16 protein-coding genes and 2 tRNA genes are annotated in these 14,544 nt (G+C 64.5%); 14 read left to right on the top strand and 4 right to left on the bottom strand.

Features of this window, described 5'->3' with window-relative positions:
• The first annotated feature begins 52 nt into the window (after positions 1-52).
• The gene (locus tag BN1233_RS08985) at positions 53-613 is read left to right on the top strand and encodes a DUF2155 domain-containing protein (protein WP_082145324.1); all 561 of its coding nucleotides are present in this window, start codon (positions 53-55) and stop codon (positions 611-613) included.
• 40 nt (positions 614-653) lie between these two features.
• Here the strand turns inward: BN1233_RS08985 and aat are convergent, their stop codons facing one another.
• From aat to BN1233_RS09000, 3 genes are all read right to left on the bottom strand, one after another.
• The gene (gene aat, locus BN1233_RS08990; RefSeq protein WP_046863265.1) at positions 654-1,319 is read right to left on the bottom strand and encodes a leucyl/phenylalanyl-tRNA--protein transferase; all 666 of its coding nucleotides are present in this window, start codon (positions 1,317-1,319) and stop codon (positions 654-656) included.
• 17 nt (positions 1,320-1,336) lie between these two features.
• Entirely contained in the window at positions 1,337-1,987 is a 651-nt protein-coding gene (locus BN1233_RS08995; protein ID WP_046863266.1) for a 2-dehydro-3-deoxy-6-phosphogalactonate aldolase, read from the bottom strand.
• A gap of 85 nt (positions 1,988-2,072) precedes the next feature.
• On the bottom strand, positions 2,073-3,113 hold the full coding sequence (locus BN1233_RS09000; protein WP_046863267.1) for a cysteine synthase A: 1,041 nt from the start codon (positions 3,111-3,113) through the stop codon (positions 2,073-2,075).
• A 99-nt stretch (positions 3,114-3,212) separates the two neighbouring features.
• On the opposite strand from BN1233_RS09000, the gene BN1233_RS09005 reads away from it, so the two are divergent.
• The 3 genes from BN1233_RS09005 to speB all read left to right on the top strand — a co-directional run bounded on the left by BN1233_RS09005 (position 3,213) and on the right by speB (position 6,158).
• A complete protein-coding gene (locus tag BN1233_RS09005) occupies positions 3,213-3,752 on the top strand; it encodes an Lrp/AsnC family transcriptional regulator (protein WP_046863268.1) in 540 nt (179 codons plus the stop codon).
• Positions 3,753-3,908: 156 nt separating this feature from the next.
• Positions 3,909-5,108, top strand: coding sequence for an ornithine--oxo-acid transaminase (gene rocD, locus BN1233_RS09010; RefSeq protein WP_046863269.1), 1,200 nt, complete (start codon positions 3,909-3,911; stop codon positions 5,106-5,108).
• 90 nt (positions 5,109-5,198) lie between these two features.
• Positions 5,199-6,158 (top strand): agmatinase, encoded by a 960-nt coding sequence (speB, locus tag BN1233_RS09015; protein ID WP_147707183.1) that lies wholly within the window; start codon positions 5,199-5,201, stop codon positions 6,156-6,158.
• 48 nt (positions 6,159-6,206) lie between these two features.
• On the opposite strand, the gene BN1233_RS09020 is transcribed toward speB, so the two are convergent.
• A complete protein-coding gene (locus BN1233_RS09020) occupies positions 6,207-7,196 on the bottom strand; it encodes an acetyltransferase domain-containing protein (protein WP_046863271.1) in 990 nt (329 codons plus the stop codon).
• A 77-nt stretch (positions 7,197-7,273) separates the two neighbouring features.
• On the opposite strand from BN1233_RS09020, the gene BN1233_RS09025 reads away from it, so the two are divergent.
• From BN1233_RS09025 to BN1233_RS09075, 10 genes are all read left to right on the top strand, one after another.
• Positions 7,274-8,065, top strand: coding sequence for an SIR2 family NAD-dependent protein deacylase (locus tag BN1233_RS09025; protein WP_046863843.1), 792 nt, complete (start codon positions 7,274-7,276; stop codon positions 8,063-8,065).
• A gap of 90 nt (positions 8,066-8,155) precedes the next feature.
• Positions 8,156-8,761 (top strand): cold-shock protein, encoded by a 606-nt coding sequence (locus BN1233_RS09030; RefSeq protein WP_046863272.1) that lies wholly within the window; start codon positions 8,156-8,158, stop codon positions 8,759-8,761.
• Positions 8,762-8,793: 32 nt separating this feature from the next.
• Positions 8,794-9,222 (top strand): DUF192 domain-containing protein, encoded by a 429-nt coding sequence (locus tag BN1233_RS09035; protein WP_425311708.1) that lies wholly within the window; start codon positions 8,794-8,796, stop codon positions 9,220-9,222.
• Positions 9,223-9,292: 70 nt separating this feature from the next.
• Positions 9,293-9,369 (top strand) — tRNA-Pro (locus BN1233_RS09040).
• A gap of 31 nt (positions 9,370-9,400) precedes the next feature.
• On the top strand, positions 9,401-9,706 hold the full coding sequence (locus BN1233_RS09045; protein ID WP_046863273.1) for an ETC complex I subunit: 306 nt from the start codon (positions 9,401-9,403) through the stop codon (positions 9,704-9,706).
• A gap of 15 nt (positions 9,707-9,721) precedes the next feature.
• Positions 9,722-9,798 (top strand) — tRNA-Arg (locus BN1233_RS09050).
• A 355-nt stretch (positions 9,799-10,153) separates the two neighbouring features.
• The gene (locus BN1233_RS09055; protein ID WP_046863274.1) at positions 10,154-10,357 is read left to right on the top strand and encodes a helix-turn-helix transcriptional regulator; all 204 of its coding nucleotides are present in this window, start codon (positions 10,154-10,156) and stop codon (positions 10,355-10,357) included.
• A 1,028-nt stretch (positions 10,358-11,385) separates the two neighbouring features.
• Positions 11,386-11,805 carry a hypothetical protein gene (locus tag BN1233_RS09065; RefSeq protein WP_147707100.1) on the top strand — a complete coding sequence of 140 codons (420 nt, stop codon included), beginning with the start codon at positions 11,386-11,388 and terminating at the stop codon, positions 11,803-11,805.
• 68 nt (positions 11,806-11,873) lie between these two features.
• Positions 11,874-12,212: a hypothetical protein gene (locus BN1233_RS09070; protein ID WP_046863277.1), complete on the top strand. Its 339-nt coding sequence runs from the start codon at positions 11,874-11,876 to the stop codon at positions 12,210-12,212.
• Positions 12,209-14,524 (top strand): phage tail tape measure protein, encoded by a 2,316-nt coding sequence (locus BN1233_RS09075; RefSeq protein WP_046863278.1) that lies wholly within the window; start codon positions 12,209-12,211, stop codon positions 14,522-14,524. The genes BN1233_RS09070 and BN1233_RS09075 overlap by 4 nt, the downstream gene beginning before the upstream one ends.
• Positions 14,525-14,544 lie beyond the last annotated feature (20 nt).

Raw genomic sequence — 14,544 nt, forward strand, 5'->3', positions numbered from 1 at the left:
GGCGTGGTAACCCCTGGCTCCCGGGTCCCTCCGGGGCAGACGGAACGGGTCGATGTCGGTTTCCAGAGCGTGGACAATCTCCACCGGTGTGGTCGTAGCCGCGGTTCTCGCGCTGTCTCCCGGCGTTGCCAGCGCGGATCGCATTAAGAACCCGACAGCGGTATTCTCGGGACTCGACAAGATTACCGGGCGAACCGTCTCTTTCGAGGTCGCCGTGGACGAAACGGTCCAGTTCGGGGCGCTCCAGATGACGCCGCGCGTGTGCTACTCGCGGCCACCGACGGAGACGCCGAACACGACGGCGTTCGTCGAGGTCGACGAGATCACGCTCGAGAACAAGTATCGCCCCGTCTTCAGCGGGTGGATGTTCGCCTCGAGTCCGGGCCTCCACGGGTTGGAGCACCCCGTCTACGACATCTGGCTCATCGAGTGTAAAGGCGGCACGGAGGTGATCGCGGAGCCCAAGGAGGCTCCCGAGGAATCACAGCCCGCTGCCCTCGAGCGCCCGCGCCGGCAGGTCGAGCGGCGCGATATCATCATGGAGCCCGAGAGGCGCGCTGCACCGGCACAGCCGCCGGCGGAAAGGCGCTTCTTTCCGAGCGGCCCCCAGTAGAGCGAGATCATCGATCCAGGCGGAGCGGATTCGTCCGGACTCACGCCTGTTCAATGACCGAGAGGGCATCTGTGCCGGAAACGGTCTGGTCGACCGGCCAGACGTACCATTCCCCATACCGCTCCAAGGCTGCCTGGAGCACGCGCTTGTATTCCCGCCGGGGAACTTCGATGGCGCCGAACTGAGCGAGGTGGGCAGTCACGAATTGCGTGTCCAGCAGGCTGAAGCCTCCGAGCCGAAGCCGCGCGACGAGGTGGACGAGCGCGACCTTCGAGGCATCACTGACCCGGTGGAACATGCTCTCCCCGAAGAACGCGCCTCCGAGCCGCACTCCGTAAAGCCCGCCGACGAGCCGGCCCTCCTCATAGACCTCCACGGTGTGGCAGTGACCCTGATCGAACAGGGCGCCATACAGGGCGCGGATGCGATGGCTGATCCACGTCCGCTCGCGATCTTCGGCCGGTTCGGCACAGCCTGCGATGACGGCATCGAAATCTCTGTCCACCAATACGCTGAAGCGGTCCGACCGCACCGTCTTGGCGAGCCGCCGGCTGATATGGAAGCTGGTGAGGGGAATGATGCCGCGTTCGCGGGGTTCGACCCAGAAGAGGGTGGGATCGTCAGCATCCTCGGCCATCGGGAAGATCCCGGCTGCGTAGGCGCGCAGCAGGATCTCGGGGGTGATCTCGATGGAGCCGCCGTGCATCCTCTCTTCAAGCTCCATCAACCGGCGCGCTTGGCGGCACCTGCCGTCGAGAGCCAGGCTTCGGCAAAGTCTCGTGCCCTTCGCTTTATATCATCAACGGCGCGGTCTGGCGCGAACAAGGCAGATCCGAGACCAAATCCGTCGGCCCCCGCCTCGATATAGGGCCTCATCGACTCCGGGGTGATCCCCCCGACGGGGATCAGCAACGTGTCGGGTGCGAGAACGGCCCGCCACGCCTTTGTGACGGCCGGGGCCAGGTTCTCCGCAGGGAACATTTTCAATCCGTCGGCACCGTTGCGCAAAGCTGCAAAGGCCTCGGTCGGGGTCGCCACTCCGGGCGTACAGATGAGATTGAGTTCCTTTGCCTTGCGGATCACCTCGCCATCTGAGTGGGGCATGACGATCAGGCGCCCTCCGGCATCGCGAATGGCGGCGACCTTCTCCGGATCCAGCACCGTGCCGGCGCCGACCAGGATCTCCGGGGGCAGCCGCTTCGCGAGCGCCTCGATGCTCCTGAGGGGCTCGGGTGAGTTCAGCGGCACCTCGATGACCCGGAATCCGGCCGCGACGAGCGCTTCCCCAACCTCGACCGCGACCTGCGGGCGCAACCCGCGAAGGATCGCGATCAAAGGGAGTTCTGAAAGGTAGGAATGGAGAGATTGGGTCATCGAACCGACAACGCGGTGGAAAGTCGAGATGGGCCGCGATCAATTGCCCATCACGAGCCAAGCTTGTGACGGGAACAGGGGAGGGTCACGAAACCGGCACGAGGCCGGGGTCGATGGAAGGCCTGGGCTCCAGCCACTGCGGCACAGGAAGATTCTTCGAGCGCAGAAAATCGGGATTGAAGAGCTTGGACTGGTAGCGGGTGCCGTAATCGCAGAGGACCGTTACAATGGTGTGGCCGGGTCCCAATTCCCCGGCCAGCCGGATCGCGCCAGCCACGTTGATTCCCGACGAACCGCCGAGGCACAGGCCCTCGTGCTCAAGGAGATCGAAGACGATCGGGATCGCCTCTTCGTCAGGGATCTGGAACGCCAGATCTACGGGGGCGCCCTCGAGGTTCTTTGTGATGCGGCCTTGGCCAATTCCCTCGGTGATCGAGGACCCGGTCGCGCGCAATTCGCCGCTCGTGTAGTAGCTGTAGAGCGCGGCTCCCATCGGGTCCGAAAGAGCGATCGTGACCTCCGGCCGCCGCTCCTTGAGTGCTATGCCGACGCCCGCGAGGGTGCCGCCGGTGCCGACAGCACAGGTGAAGCCGTCCACACGTCCCTCCGTATCCTCCCAGATCTCCGGGCCCGTGGTCTGAATATGTGCATCGCGGTTGGCTGTGTTGTCGAACTGATTGGCCCAGATCGCGCCGTTCGGGTTCTCGCTCGCAAGGCGCTCCGCCAGGCGGCCGGAGACCTTCACGTAGTTGTTCGGGTTCGCATAGGGGACGGCCGGCACTTCAACGAGCTCGGCGCCCGCGAGGCGAAGCATGTCCTTCTTCTCGATGCTCTGCGTCTCGGGAATTACGATCACGGTCTTAAGCCCAAGGGCATTCCCGACGAGGGCCAAGCCAATGCCGGTGTTGCCGGCCGTGCCCTCCACGATGGTGCCGCCCGGCCGCAAGGCGCCGCGGGCCATCGCGTCCTGAATGATGAAAAGCGCGGCGCGGTCCTTCACGGACTGCCCGGGATTCATGAATTCGGCCTTGCCCAGGATGTTGCACCCGGTCATCTCGGAGGCACGGCGCAGCTTGATCAGAGGAGTATGTCCGATCGTGGCGAGAAGATCCGGGTGTACATTCATGGACAGCGCTCCGCGCGGGGTGATGAAGTTGGTCGAGCGGGAGCAATTCCGCAAGGCGACGGCACGCAGTGCTGGTCTGCCGTTCCGAGATACATGCCCATGAACGGCAACGAACAACGTATTCCGCGCGCGACCGAGGGGCGGAAGCTCCCGATCCGTCTCGATCGAATCGATCTCGCGATCCTCAAGGCATTACGCGAGAACGGCCGAATGACGTACCAGGCGCTTTCGGAACGGGTGGGGCTTTCGGCGCGGCCGTGCCTCGACCGGGTGAGGCGTCTCGAACGGGCCGGTGTCATCACGGGATACACGGTCCAGATTGATCCGGCCGCATTCGGCGTCGAACTCGTTGCCCTCGCGGAGATCGCGCTCCGGGATCCATCGGCTTCCACCCGTCGTCACCTCGAGCGATTGCTGTGCACAGAGGCCGCCGTCCAGGAACTGCAGGTCGTGACGGGGGAATACGACTATATCGCCCGCATCGCCGCTCCGACCCTCCTGGATTATGAAGTCTTCACGGATGCGCTGCTCAGCGACCCGGCGAACGGGATCGCACGAATCCACACCACGTTCGTGCTGAAGACGCTCAAGGCCTATGAGGGGCCAACGCTTCCGGACAGCCTGGAGGCGTTGGAGTAAAGTACGGCTGTCTTTTCCGGTTGCAAAAACCACTGCAGTCGAGGGCACTCCAATCGGCTGCAATTGACGACCGTCAGAGCCGAAACGGCTGCATCATCGGCGCAGTTCAGCACCCTTCGCTTCCTGGTTCGCTGTAGGATCTGGTCGGAGGGCATCATGGATTTCATCTCTTCCGAGCGTGCCGTTTCGGCTTCCAACTATGCGCCTCTTCCCGTGGTCCTCGCGGAAGCGAATGGCGTCTGGCTCATGGATACCAGCGGCCGGCGCTATCTCGACATGATGAGCGCCTATTCCGCCGTGAGCGTCGGACACGGGCATCCACGCATCCTGAAGGCTATGCGAGAGCAGGCGGAGCGGCTTGCCGTCACCAGCAGGGCCTACTACAGCGACGTGCTCGGCCCATTCCTGACCCGGCTCGTCGAACTCACCGGGCTCGACATGGCACTGCCGATGAACACGGGTGCGGAGGCGGTCGAGACGGCCATCAAAGCAGCCCGGCGCTTCGGGTGCCGCCGCCGCGGTATTCCCGACGGGCAGGCCCGCATCATCGCAGCCGAAGGCAACTTCCACGGCCGCACGACCACGATCATCGGCTTCTCCTCGGAGGCATCCTACCGGGACGGCTTCGGCCCCTTCGACGGGGGATTCGATCTCGTGCCGTTCGGAGATGCAGCCGCGATCGGCAAGGCCATCACGCCGAATACCTGCGCGGTGCTGCTCGAGCCTATCCAGGGAGAGGGCGGAATCATCGTTCCGTCGCCGGGCTACTTCGAGGAGGTGAGGGCGATCTGCAACGAGCGCGGCGTGCTCCTTATCCTCGACGAGGTGCAATCGGGCCTGGGGCGGACCGGGCGCTGGTTCGCCTTCGAGCATGAAAATATCCGACCCGACGGACTCATCCTCGGGAAGGCACTCGGGGGCGGGGTCTATCCGGTCTCGGCCCTCGTGGGGACACGCGAGTTGATGAGCGTGTTCGATCCCGGGTCCCATGGATCGACCTTCGGCGGAAATGCCCTCGCGGCGAGGATCGGGCTCGAGTCGCTCGCGATCATCGAGGACGAGCATCTCGTCGAGCGCAGCGCGGAATTGGGTGCCTATCTCCTGGGCCGGCTCTCCGAGCTGCGCAGCAACATCGTCGTCGATGTCAGGGGGCGGGGCCTTTGGGCTGGCGTCGAAATCGATCCGGATGTCGCATCCGCACGTTCCCTTTGCGAGGTGCTCGCCCGCGAGGGTGTTCTGACGAAGGACACGCACGAGACGGTGCTCAGATTCGCGCCTCCGCTGACGATCACGCGGGAAGAGCTGGACTGGGGCCTCGAGCGCGTGGAGCGGGTGCTTTCCCGCGCGGTGAACTAAGGCGAGGGCAGAGTGCAGGATTCCGTCACGGCCAGGGCTGAAACGAGCGATCGCGAGCGCAGGCTCGCAGCCTTCCAACCTCTCTCGGGGATGGTGGTGCCACGATTTGCTGGGATTTCGACCTTCATGCGCCTGCCGCACCTCGGCCCGACCGAGGCTCCCGGCCAGGTCGACATCGCTCTCCTCGGCATTCCGTTCGATGGTGCGACCACGAATCGACCCGGTACCCGCCTGGGGCCACGCCAGGTCCGCGAGGCATCGTCACTCATGCGCCTCGTCAATTCCGGAACGCTCGTCGCGCCGTACGACCTCTGCGCCTGTGCCGACATCGGTGATGTGCCCATCAATCCGGTCGATGTGTCGGACACGCTCCGACGCATCGAAGCGTTCGTGGCGCACCTCGTGAGCGGCGGCGTCGTCCCGCTTTGCGTCGGCGGAGATCATATCGTCTCGTATCCGATCCTGCGTGTCCTCGGAGCCAGGCGCCCGGTCGGCATGATTCATATCGATGCCCACAGCGACACCGGCGATGTCTATTTCGGTGGGCAGACCCTCACGCACGGCACTCCGTTCCGTCGGGCAATCGAGGATGGCGTGCTCGACCCGAGGCGCACGGTCCAGATCGGGATCCGCGGAACGATGTACAGCCGCGACGAGCGCGACTGGGCGCTCGCGCAGGGTATTCGGATCATCGATATGGAGGAGGTGGTCCGGATCGGAATCCCGGAAACGATTGCCGAAGCCCGGCGGGTGGTCGGCACCGGACCGACCTATTTCACCTTCGATATCGATTCGATCGATCCTGCTTTCGCTCCTGGGACCGGAACCCCGGAGATCGGCGGGTTCACGAGCCGCGAGGCGCTGCAACTCGTCCGTGGTTTCCGCCATCTCGACCTCATCGGAGCGGATCTCGTGGAGGTTTCGCCGCCGCTCGACCCGAGTGGGACCACAGGGCTGGTCGGCGCGTCGATCGGGTTCGAGCTGCTGTGTCTTCTTGCCGAGGCGCATGCCGACCAAAACGGGCATAAGAGCTGCGCTCGCGACACCTGACCGGACCCTACATTCCGGGCAGACTCGGCTCTGCTGCAGGGCCCTGGTTCAGGGTGACGGCTCGGTGGGTGGGGTCGCGAGGCACTGCTGGGCCATTCCCGAAACTCTCGTTTGATCCTCGGCCCCCAGGCGACCCGCGAGGGCATCCGTCCAGAGCCCCTCGCGCCGCATCAGACCGACCATGCAGTGGCAGGTCCGTCTGCACATGGCCTCATTGTCGTTGCTGCTCAGGCATCCGGCCTGGCACTCGCGGAGGAAGGGACGTGCCTCCGCCTGAGGATTCGGCCCCGTCACAGCGAGCAGAGCGGAGAAGGCTCCGAACAGAATCGGCTGGTGCACGAGATAGACGATAAGGCTCCACCGCCCCGCGACCGCGAGAGCGCGCGTGATCACATTGGAATCGTCCGTCTGGGACAGACGCACCAGATGCGGCTTCATCAACGGTGAACGTGCTGCGGCGACGCCCGCGAGCACGAGCCCGGTCCATGGGAAGATCGGGATGTAATCGTTCGTGCGCGGCACTGTTTGCCCGAGGCCCAGCCAGTCGAGCCAGGGCTGGTCGAAGGCCGGGCTGGTGAGAAACCACGGCATGACCAGAACCAACGCTGCGACGAGGGCGGTGATCCAGAATGGTGCCCGGAGGAAGGGCAAAGCGATCACGCTCGAGGCCGCGATGGCGTGCAGAATACCGAAAAAGATGTAGCTGTCGGGAAAAATGATGAAGGTTGCGACGGTGACCGCGAGGGCGGCGGCTGCAATCTTGGCCAACCGCACGAAGAATGCCCTGCGCCGAAAACCATTACGATGGGCGAGCACGAGGGCTATGCCCGACAGGAACAGGAAGCTGCCGGCGATCGTCCGCGCAAACCAGCGCCAAGCAGGATCGCTGACGACCTCGGTCGTGATCAGATTGAGGAAGCTGAGATCCCACGCCCCGTGATACACGATCATGGCGGCGAGGGCGATGCCCCGAGCCACATCCAGACCCTGCCACCGCAGAGCGGTTCGGGCTGGCGGAATGGGAGAAATCTGATTCACGGGCGCAGTATCTGGTCCGGATGCCGGGTTATCACGCCTCGCGTATTACGGCGAGCACGGGCGGAGGCACGAATTGGATGATTCGCTATTCCGGGAGCAACGGCATCGCGCAGCTCGAAGAGTTTCTCGGGATGAGCCGATCCGTCGTCGGGTTCACGGGGGCCGGAATTTCGACTGAGAGCGGGATTCCCGACTTCCGTTCTCCGGACAGTCCCTGGAAGCGCGGCACGCCGATCCCGTTCGATCTCTTTCTTCGCAGCGAGGAGGCCCGGCGGGAAGCGTGGCGCCGGAAGTTCGCCCTGGATGATCTGTATCGCGGCGCAAAGCCGAACCGCGGGCACGCGGCGCTCTCCACACTCGTTGCTGGCGGGCGAATGTCCGCGATCATCACCCAGAACATCGACGGACTCCACCAAGCCTCGGGAGTCAAACCCGAAAAGGTCATCGAGCTACATGGGAACGGGACCTACGCGATATGCCTGTCGTGTGAGTTGCGTCACGATCTGGCGCGGGTTCGGATGCTATTCGAGGAAACTGGTGCCGCGCCGAGGTGCGCCGCCTGTGGCGGGATCGTGAAATCGGGCACGATCTCCTTCGGCCAAGCCTTGCCGGAGTCGGCGATGAGGCGTGCCCGGGAACGGACGGAAGCTTGTGATCTCTTTCTTGCTGTCGGCTCGTCCCTGGTCGTGTATCCTGCCGCCGCGTTCCCGGCTCTCGCGAAGCACAGGGGAGTACGTCTGGTGATCCTCAACCGCGAGCCAACCGAACTCGACTCGATCGCTGACCTCGTCATCCACGGCGAGATCGGCGATGTGCTGTCCTTCATTTTGGAGCGCAGGGGGCCGATGCCTAAAAGTTCGATTGAATAGCCGTAACGGCAGTTTCGGACTTTCACAGACTCACGACGGTGTTATCCTCGTCGCAAGAATCAGGCGGCGTGATTCGAACGGGTTTAGTTCATGTCTGACGATTACCGTAGCAGTCCCTTTAGCGCAGCATCCGTTCCCTCATTCGAGCGCGCCGCGCCCCAGGCCCACCCGGAAGATGCCGTCGAGTTCATCCAGGTCAGCGGTCGAATCAAGTGGTTCGACGTCGCCAAGGGGTTCGGCTTCATCGTTCCCGATAACGGGCTGTCCGACGTCCTCCTCCATGTTACATGCTTGAGGCGCGACGGTTACCAGAGCGCTAACGAGGGCGCCCGCATCGTCGTCGAGGCCGTGCAGCGCCAGCGCGGGCTTCAGGCGATCCGGATCGTCTCTCTCGACGAGTCGACGGCGCTTCATCCGTCCGAACTGCCTCTCCCGCGGACTCATGTCCACGTCGTGCCGACGAGCGGTCTCGAGCCGGCCATCGTGAAATGGTTCAACCGGCTCCGGGGCTTTGGCTTTCTGACCCGGGGCGAGGGGACTCCGGACATCTTCGTGCATATGGAGACGCTGCGGCGCTACGGAATTGCCGAGCTCAAGCCGGGAGAGCAGGTCTTCGTCCGTTATGGTGACGGTTCCAAGGGACTGATGGCTGCGGAAGTCCGCCTCGCCGATACTGCGCTCCCGCAGTCCCATTGACCAGCCTTCCTCAGCCGATCCGGTGCCTCGCGATCACATGGCTGGCTGCGATCGCCTGGGCGAGTGCGGCAGCGGCGCAGCAGCTCGAGGGTCTCACGATCGCGACGAAGGCTGGTGACCGGCATATCTTCCAGGTCGAGGTCGCGCGCACCCCTGATCAGCGGTCACAGGGCCTGATGTATCGCAAGTCCATGCCTGCGGATCACGGGATGCTCTTCGACTTCGAACGGGTGGAGCCCGTCTCGATGTGGATGAAGAACACCTACATTCCCCTCGACATGCTCTTCATCAGGCCAGACGGGACGATCGCGCGTATTGCGGCCAATACGGAACCTCTCTCGACCCGCACGATCTCCTCGGGAGAGCCGGTCCTGTCTGTACTCGAGCTCAATGCCGGGTCGGCCGCCCTTCACGGAATCCGACCCGGAGACCGGGCCGAACACCCGCTGTTCAAGCACTGAACCCAGCGAGCCGGCTTCCATCGGACTTGCGCCCGGTCTCGGGAAGCCTTAGTTCGACCATGCCGGCCGTCGGGGCGTAGCGCAGTCTGGTAGCGCATCTGCTTTGGGAGCAGAGGGTCGCTGGTTCAAATCCGGCCGCCCCGACCATGGCCCGGCCAAGCTGTCGAGACGTCGAAAGATGCCTGCACGGATCTACAAGCCCGCCAAATCGGCAACCCAGTCCGGCCTCGCCCGGACGAAGCAATGGCTCCTCGTCTTCGAGCAGGACTCCCCCCGGGAGATCGAGCCCCTCATGGGATGGACCAGTTCCAGGGATACCCGGCAGCAGCTCAGGTTGTGGTTCGATACGAAGGAGGAGGCGATCGCCTATGCGGAGCGAGAGGGGATCGCCTATCGCGTTGAGGAGCCGCACGAGATGAAGCGGCGGACGATGTCCTACGCGGACAATTTCAAGTTCAATCGCGTCGATCCGTGGACGCATTGAGCGGGATCGACGTCAGGCCCCGTAGCTCAGCTGGATAGAGCAACCGCCTTCTAAGCGGTAGGTCGCAGGTTCGAACCCTGCCGGGGTCGCCATCCCTCATGCGCTGTAAGCAATTGAGGAGCAACAATTATCCGGTCTCCGCTCACCGAGCGGAGGCGACTTGCTCGCCGGAAATTGGAGAACGGAACGGACACAAAAATCCCGAAGGGCCGCGGAAAGTCCCGAAAAAGTCCCGAAGGATGTTCTTGGATCGTTCTCCACAGGCCCTCTCGGTCGGAGGCCTTGCGCAGGCCGCACAAAGTGCACACGGTTCCGCTTACGATCGGATAGGTGCGTGCGCGGGCAGATAGCAGCCCAACATTCCGCCCATCCGTCATCGCCTACAATCAGATCCACCACCGCCCGCCCGGCACCCGCCCGGCGGGCTTTTCGCTGTTGGAGAGGCCCATGAGCCAAGTCCCCGAAATCCTAACCTCTGCCGAAGCCTCGAAAGTCCTCCGCGTCTCACGGAAATGGCTACGCGAGAGCCCCGACGCGCCCCCGGTGATGCAGCTCGGACCTCGGAAGTTCGTCTATTCGCGAGCGGCCATCGAAGCGTGGCTTGCCGCCCGCACCGTCGACCCCTCGAAGCGATCGAAAGAGGTCGCGTGAAGGCGTCGGAGCGCCTTCAAGGTGTAATTGCCTCGCCCGCAACATGAGGAACGCGGCCTAACCGACTTTAGCAATTGGGCTTTTCTTCAATCTGTCTGCGGGCGCAGTGCGCATGAGAATGAACGCCCAAGTCACTCGTTGGCTTGGGCTTTTTCATGCTCCCTCGCGTGCGCGCACCCGCGCGTGCGTGCGCGGCTTCTTTCAGTTCAAGACGGAGCCTCCCTTGTTCGTTCAGAAGAGCACCTCCGGCCTCGGTGTCGAGGAGGTGAAAGCGCTAAGCGAGGCATGGCATCACGCCGCTCGGATTGGGACACCGCTCAATGCTTTCGTGACGTATCGCCCGTTCGATCCGGACGGCATCATGGGCCCGGCGGATCACGTCACGGCGTATCGAGCGTTCCGGAACAGGCTCGGCGTCTTCGCCCGGCAAAACGGTTTCCGGCCGACCTTCGTGTGGTCGAGAGAGGTCAACTCGGACGGCACGGGAGAGCACCTACATGTGCTGCTGCACGTTCCGGCCCGGCATCGGGCTAAGTTCGAGGCCGCCCTCAATACCTGGCACCCCGAGCCTTACGAGATCGACGTCGTTCCAGCCGATCGGCAAATGCGGATCACCGAGCACGGCAAGGTGCGAAGCGCGATCAACTACCTCTGCAAGCAGTCCACGCCCCAAGCCGCATGGGGTCGCGGTCTGACCCGTTACCGCGGAACCTACCCGATCCTTGGCAAGCGCTCCGGCGTGACCACCAATCTCACGGCCGAGGCAATCGCCGCATGGCGGGACGCATCGCGCCCGGTGACCGCGGACCGCCGGGAACCGATCTCGGCTACTCACCTACGGCCAAGCTCCTCGAAGGCCGCCCTCGGCCACCGTAGCGCCTCGGCGAGCCCGCCGAGACCGGCACCAATCCCACCCGCTCACGAGCCCGGCCATCGAGCCGGGCTTTTTCATTCGCAGGACCGCACCGACGCCCATCCGAGGAGGATTTCGACCGGCGCGTCCCTAAGCAGAAAAGCAGGAGAAACCCATGGCCCGGCCAAAGAAGCTCCGGACCGACGAGGCTACGCTCGGCAAGATCGAAGCGCTCAGCCGCGTGTTGGCGACGCACGAAGACATGGCGGCGAGCCTTTCCGTTAGCGTCAAGACGTTCAGCCGCTTCGTGCAAGAGCACGAGGCAGTCCGCACCGCGATCGAGAAGGGCAATGCCGCCGGCCGCGTGTCCTTGCGGGCCCGCCTTTTCAGCTCGAAGTCGCCGCATGCGATGATCTTCCTCGCGAAGGCGATCTTGAAGCTCGACGACCGCCCGAGCCCCGCGACCGTCAACCTCAACGTCAAGCACACCCGCGACGATCTCATGAACCTCTCGGACGAGGAGCTTGAGGCCTTGATCGTAGAGGCATGCGGCGACCGGATCACGGCGCGCGAGACCGACGACCCGGTCGCCTAATCACCCACCGAAGTCCACCACCACGCAGGCCGCCGCATCGGGCGGCCTTTCGCATTTCAGGAGCACCAATGCCCCGCCAACAGAACCCGAAACTCGTTCTCGACGCTTGGACCGTCGATCAGCTCGTCGAACTCGGGAGCGTCAACGCGACGGTTCGCGAAGCCGAGGCTCACTTCGGCGTGCGCGAGGGCGACCTCGCTCGCTTTCTCGCCGAGCATCCAGACGCGCAGGAGGCCTTTCAACGTGGCAAGGCCCTGTGCCGTCTCACAATTCGTCGCAAGCTCGCCGCGAGCGATGATCCGATCGTCGTCGCCTTCCTCGCGAGGAGCACTCTCGATCTCGACGCGCCGCCCCGGCAGGTCGACGTCCAGATCGCACGCACCGTCACCGATGAGGCAGGTCGATGAGCAGCCTTAACGTCTCCCTCGTCCTGCAACTCATCGACAAGCTCACGCGGCCGCTCAAGAACGCCTCGAAGGAGGTCGATGCCTTCGGGAGGAGGTCGAAGAAGGCGCATATCGGCCTCTCGACCGAGGGCCGGAAGGCAGAGCGCGCCGTCAAAGGCGTCGCAGTCGCGACCAAGCAGGAGGCGAAGGCGGTCAATGCCTCGACCATCGCAATCGCCCGGCAGGCGCGGGTCCGGCGCGAGAGCGCTCGGGCGATCGTCGCCGAGGGCCGGGCGGCGGAGCGCACGGCGCGCACCGTGCGGCGCTATGCTCTGACGGGAGGTCGCGGATCTTCCGGCGGTGTTGTGCCGGTTGTCGTCCCTCCAGCGGCCGCTGGTGGCCATCTCCCGCATCGTAGATCCGGAGGCGGCTCCGGCGGCTCGGCGACGCCCTACGGGCAATTCGCGGCGGGCATGGGCGGAGCGATCACGGGCCGCTTCGGGATGACCGGCTTCGGCGCTGCTGCAGGCGGTATCGCGGTCGCGGCGGGCGCCTACAAGGCGACCGAGAGCGCTCTCTCCTTCGAGAAGGTGATGACGGAGGTCGAGAAGGCGACCGACGCGAATGCCGAGAAGTCGGCTGAGTATGCACAGAAGCTCCTCGATCTGAGCCGCGCCACCGGCAAGACCAAGGAGGAACTCGGCACGATGCTCGCACAGGCGGGCTTCGCCGGCCGCCCCGCGCAGGAGCTTCTCCGGTTCACGGAATACGGCGCCAAGGCCACCGTCGCATGGGGCACGAACGCGGAAGAGACCGGGCAGGCACTCGCCGAACTCGGAAACATCTACGGCGCCCACCAAGGGCGCATCGAGGAGATCGGTGACGCGATCAACACCGCGGCCGATATTTCGGCCTCGCGCGAGAGCGACCTTCTGGAGTTCCTGCGCAGGTCCGGCGCCTCCGGCAAGCTCGCCGGCATCTCGGCCGAGCAAACGCTCGCCTTCGGCGCGGCCCTCAAGGAGGTCGGCGTCCGGACCGACGTCGCCGCGACCGGCTTCGAGGCGCTGATGAACGTCATGCGGCTCGGGGAAGAGTTCTCCGACAAGGCCAGCAAGGGGCTCGAACAGCTCGGCGTCTCGTCGAACAAGATGCGGCGGGAGTTCATCGCGAAGCCGCTCGAAGCAACGCTCGGCTTCCTTCAGAAGATCGCGAAGGTCTCCGACCCCATGAAGCGGGCCGAGATCCTCACGAACATCTTCGGCAAGGAGTATCAGGACGACATCTCGAAGCTCTTGAACCAGTTGCCGCGGCTCAACTCGCTCCTCAAGACAATGGGGAACAGGGCGAACTACATCGGCAGCGTCGACGCGCAGTTCGGGAAGCAGCTTGAGAAGGATTTCAACCGATTGCAGCGGGCGCAAGCCTCTATCGACACGCTCGCTACGCGGATCGGCGAACCGTTGAAGGTCGCGGCCGGCAGCGTCGCGGAGAGCATCAATGACGCCGTCGATGCGATCGAAAAGGGTGAGACCAAGTTCCAGCGGATCCTCAGCCGGGCCAATGCCTACCTCGACGAGCGCGACGGTCGCAAACCGGGCGAGATCGCCGAGATCCCGACTCCCGCTCCCGAAGCCGAGGCATGGGCCGAGAAGAACCTCCCCTTCCTGTCCGGCAAAGTCTGGAACGAGGCGCTCGACGAATGGATCGGCAAGACGCCGGACGATGCGGCCCGCAAAGGTCGCGAAGCAGCTCGGGCCGAGAAGATCGCCGGAGAGGATCGCATCATCGCGAGGGCGGCCGACCTTCAGACCCGCATCGGCAAGGCCGAAACCGCGCGCGTCCCGATCGACACGATCGACGCTCTCCGGCGCGAGCTTGAGACCGTCACGAAGCTGGCCGGCGAGATCGTCGTCCGACGGCACGTCGAAAGCCTCGGCATGAACAGGGCCGAGGCATCGCTCGAACGCGCGCAGCCGCTCGCGTCCGGATTGGCGACATTCGGCTTCGGGAAGCATGGCACGAACACGCCGCCGCCCGGCGTCCCTCTGCCGCCACCGCGGCCGACCGTCGACACATCGGAAATCGATGCGGCGACACAGAAGGCAGAAGCGGCGGGCTCGACGATCACGACGGCGCTCAACGTCAGCGCCGCCCCGGTCATCGACACGACCTCAATCGACGCGGCCGACGCGAAGGTCGACGCGCTGATCGCGAAGCTCGCGCGCATCGGCCCGCTCGCCGCGCAGGCGAACAAGGCCATCGCATCAGCGCAGTCGGGACCGGCACAAGGCAAGGGCTACCGTCAAGGCGCGCTCCTGCAGGATCCCGAATAGCCGTCACCCACCACCCATCA

The organism is Microvirga massiliensis, assembly GCF_001006805.1.
GTDB classification, from domain to species: domain Bacteria; phylum Pseudomonadota; class Alphaproteobacteria; order Rhizobiales; family Beijerinckiaceae; genus Microvirga; species Microvirga massiliensis.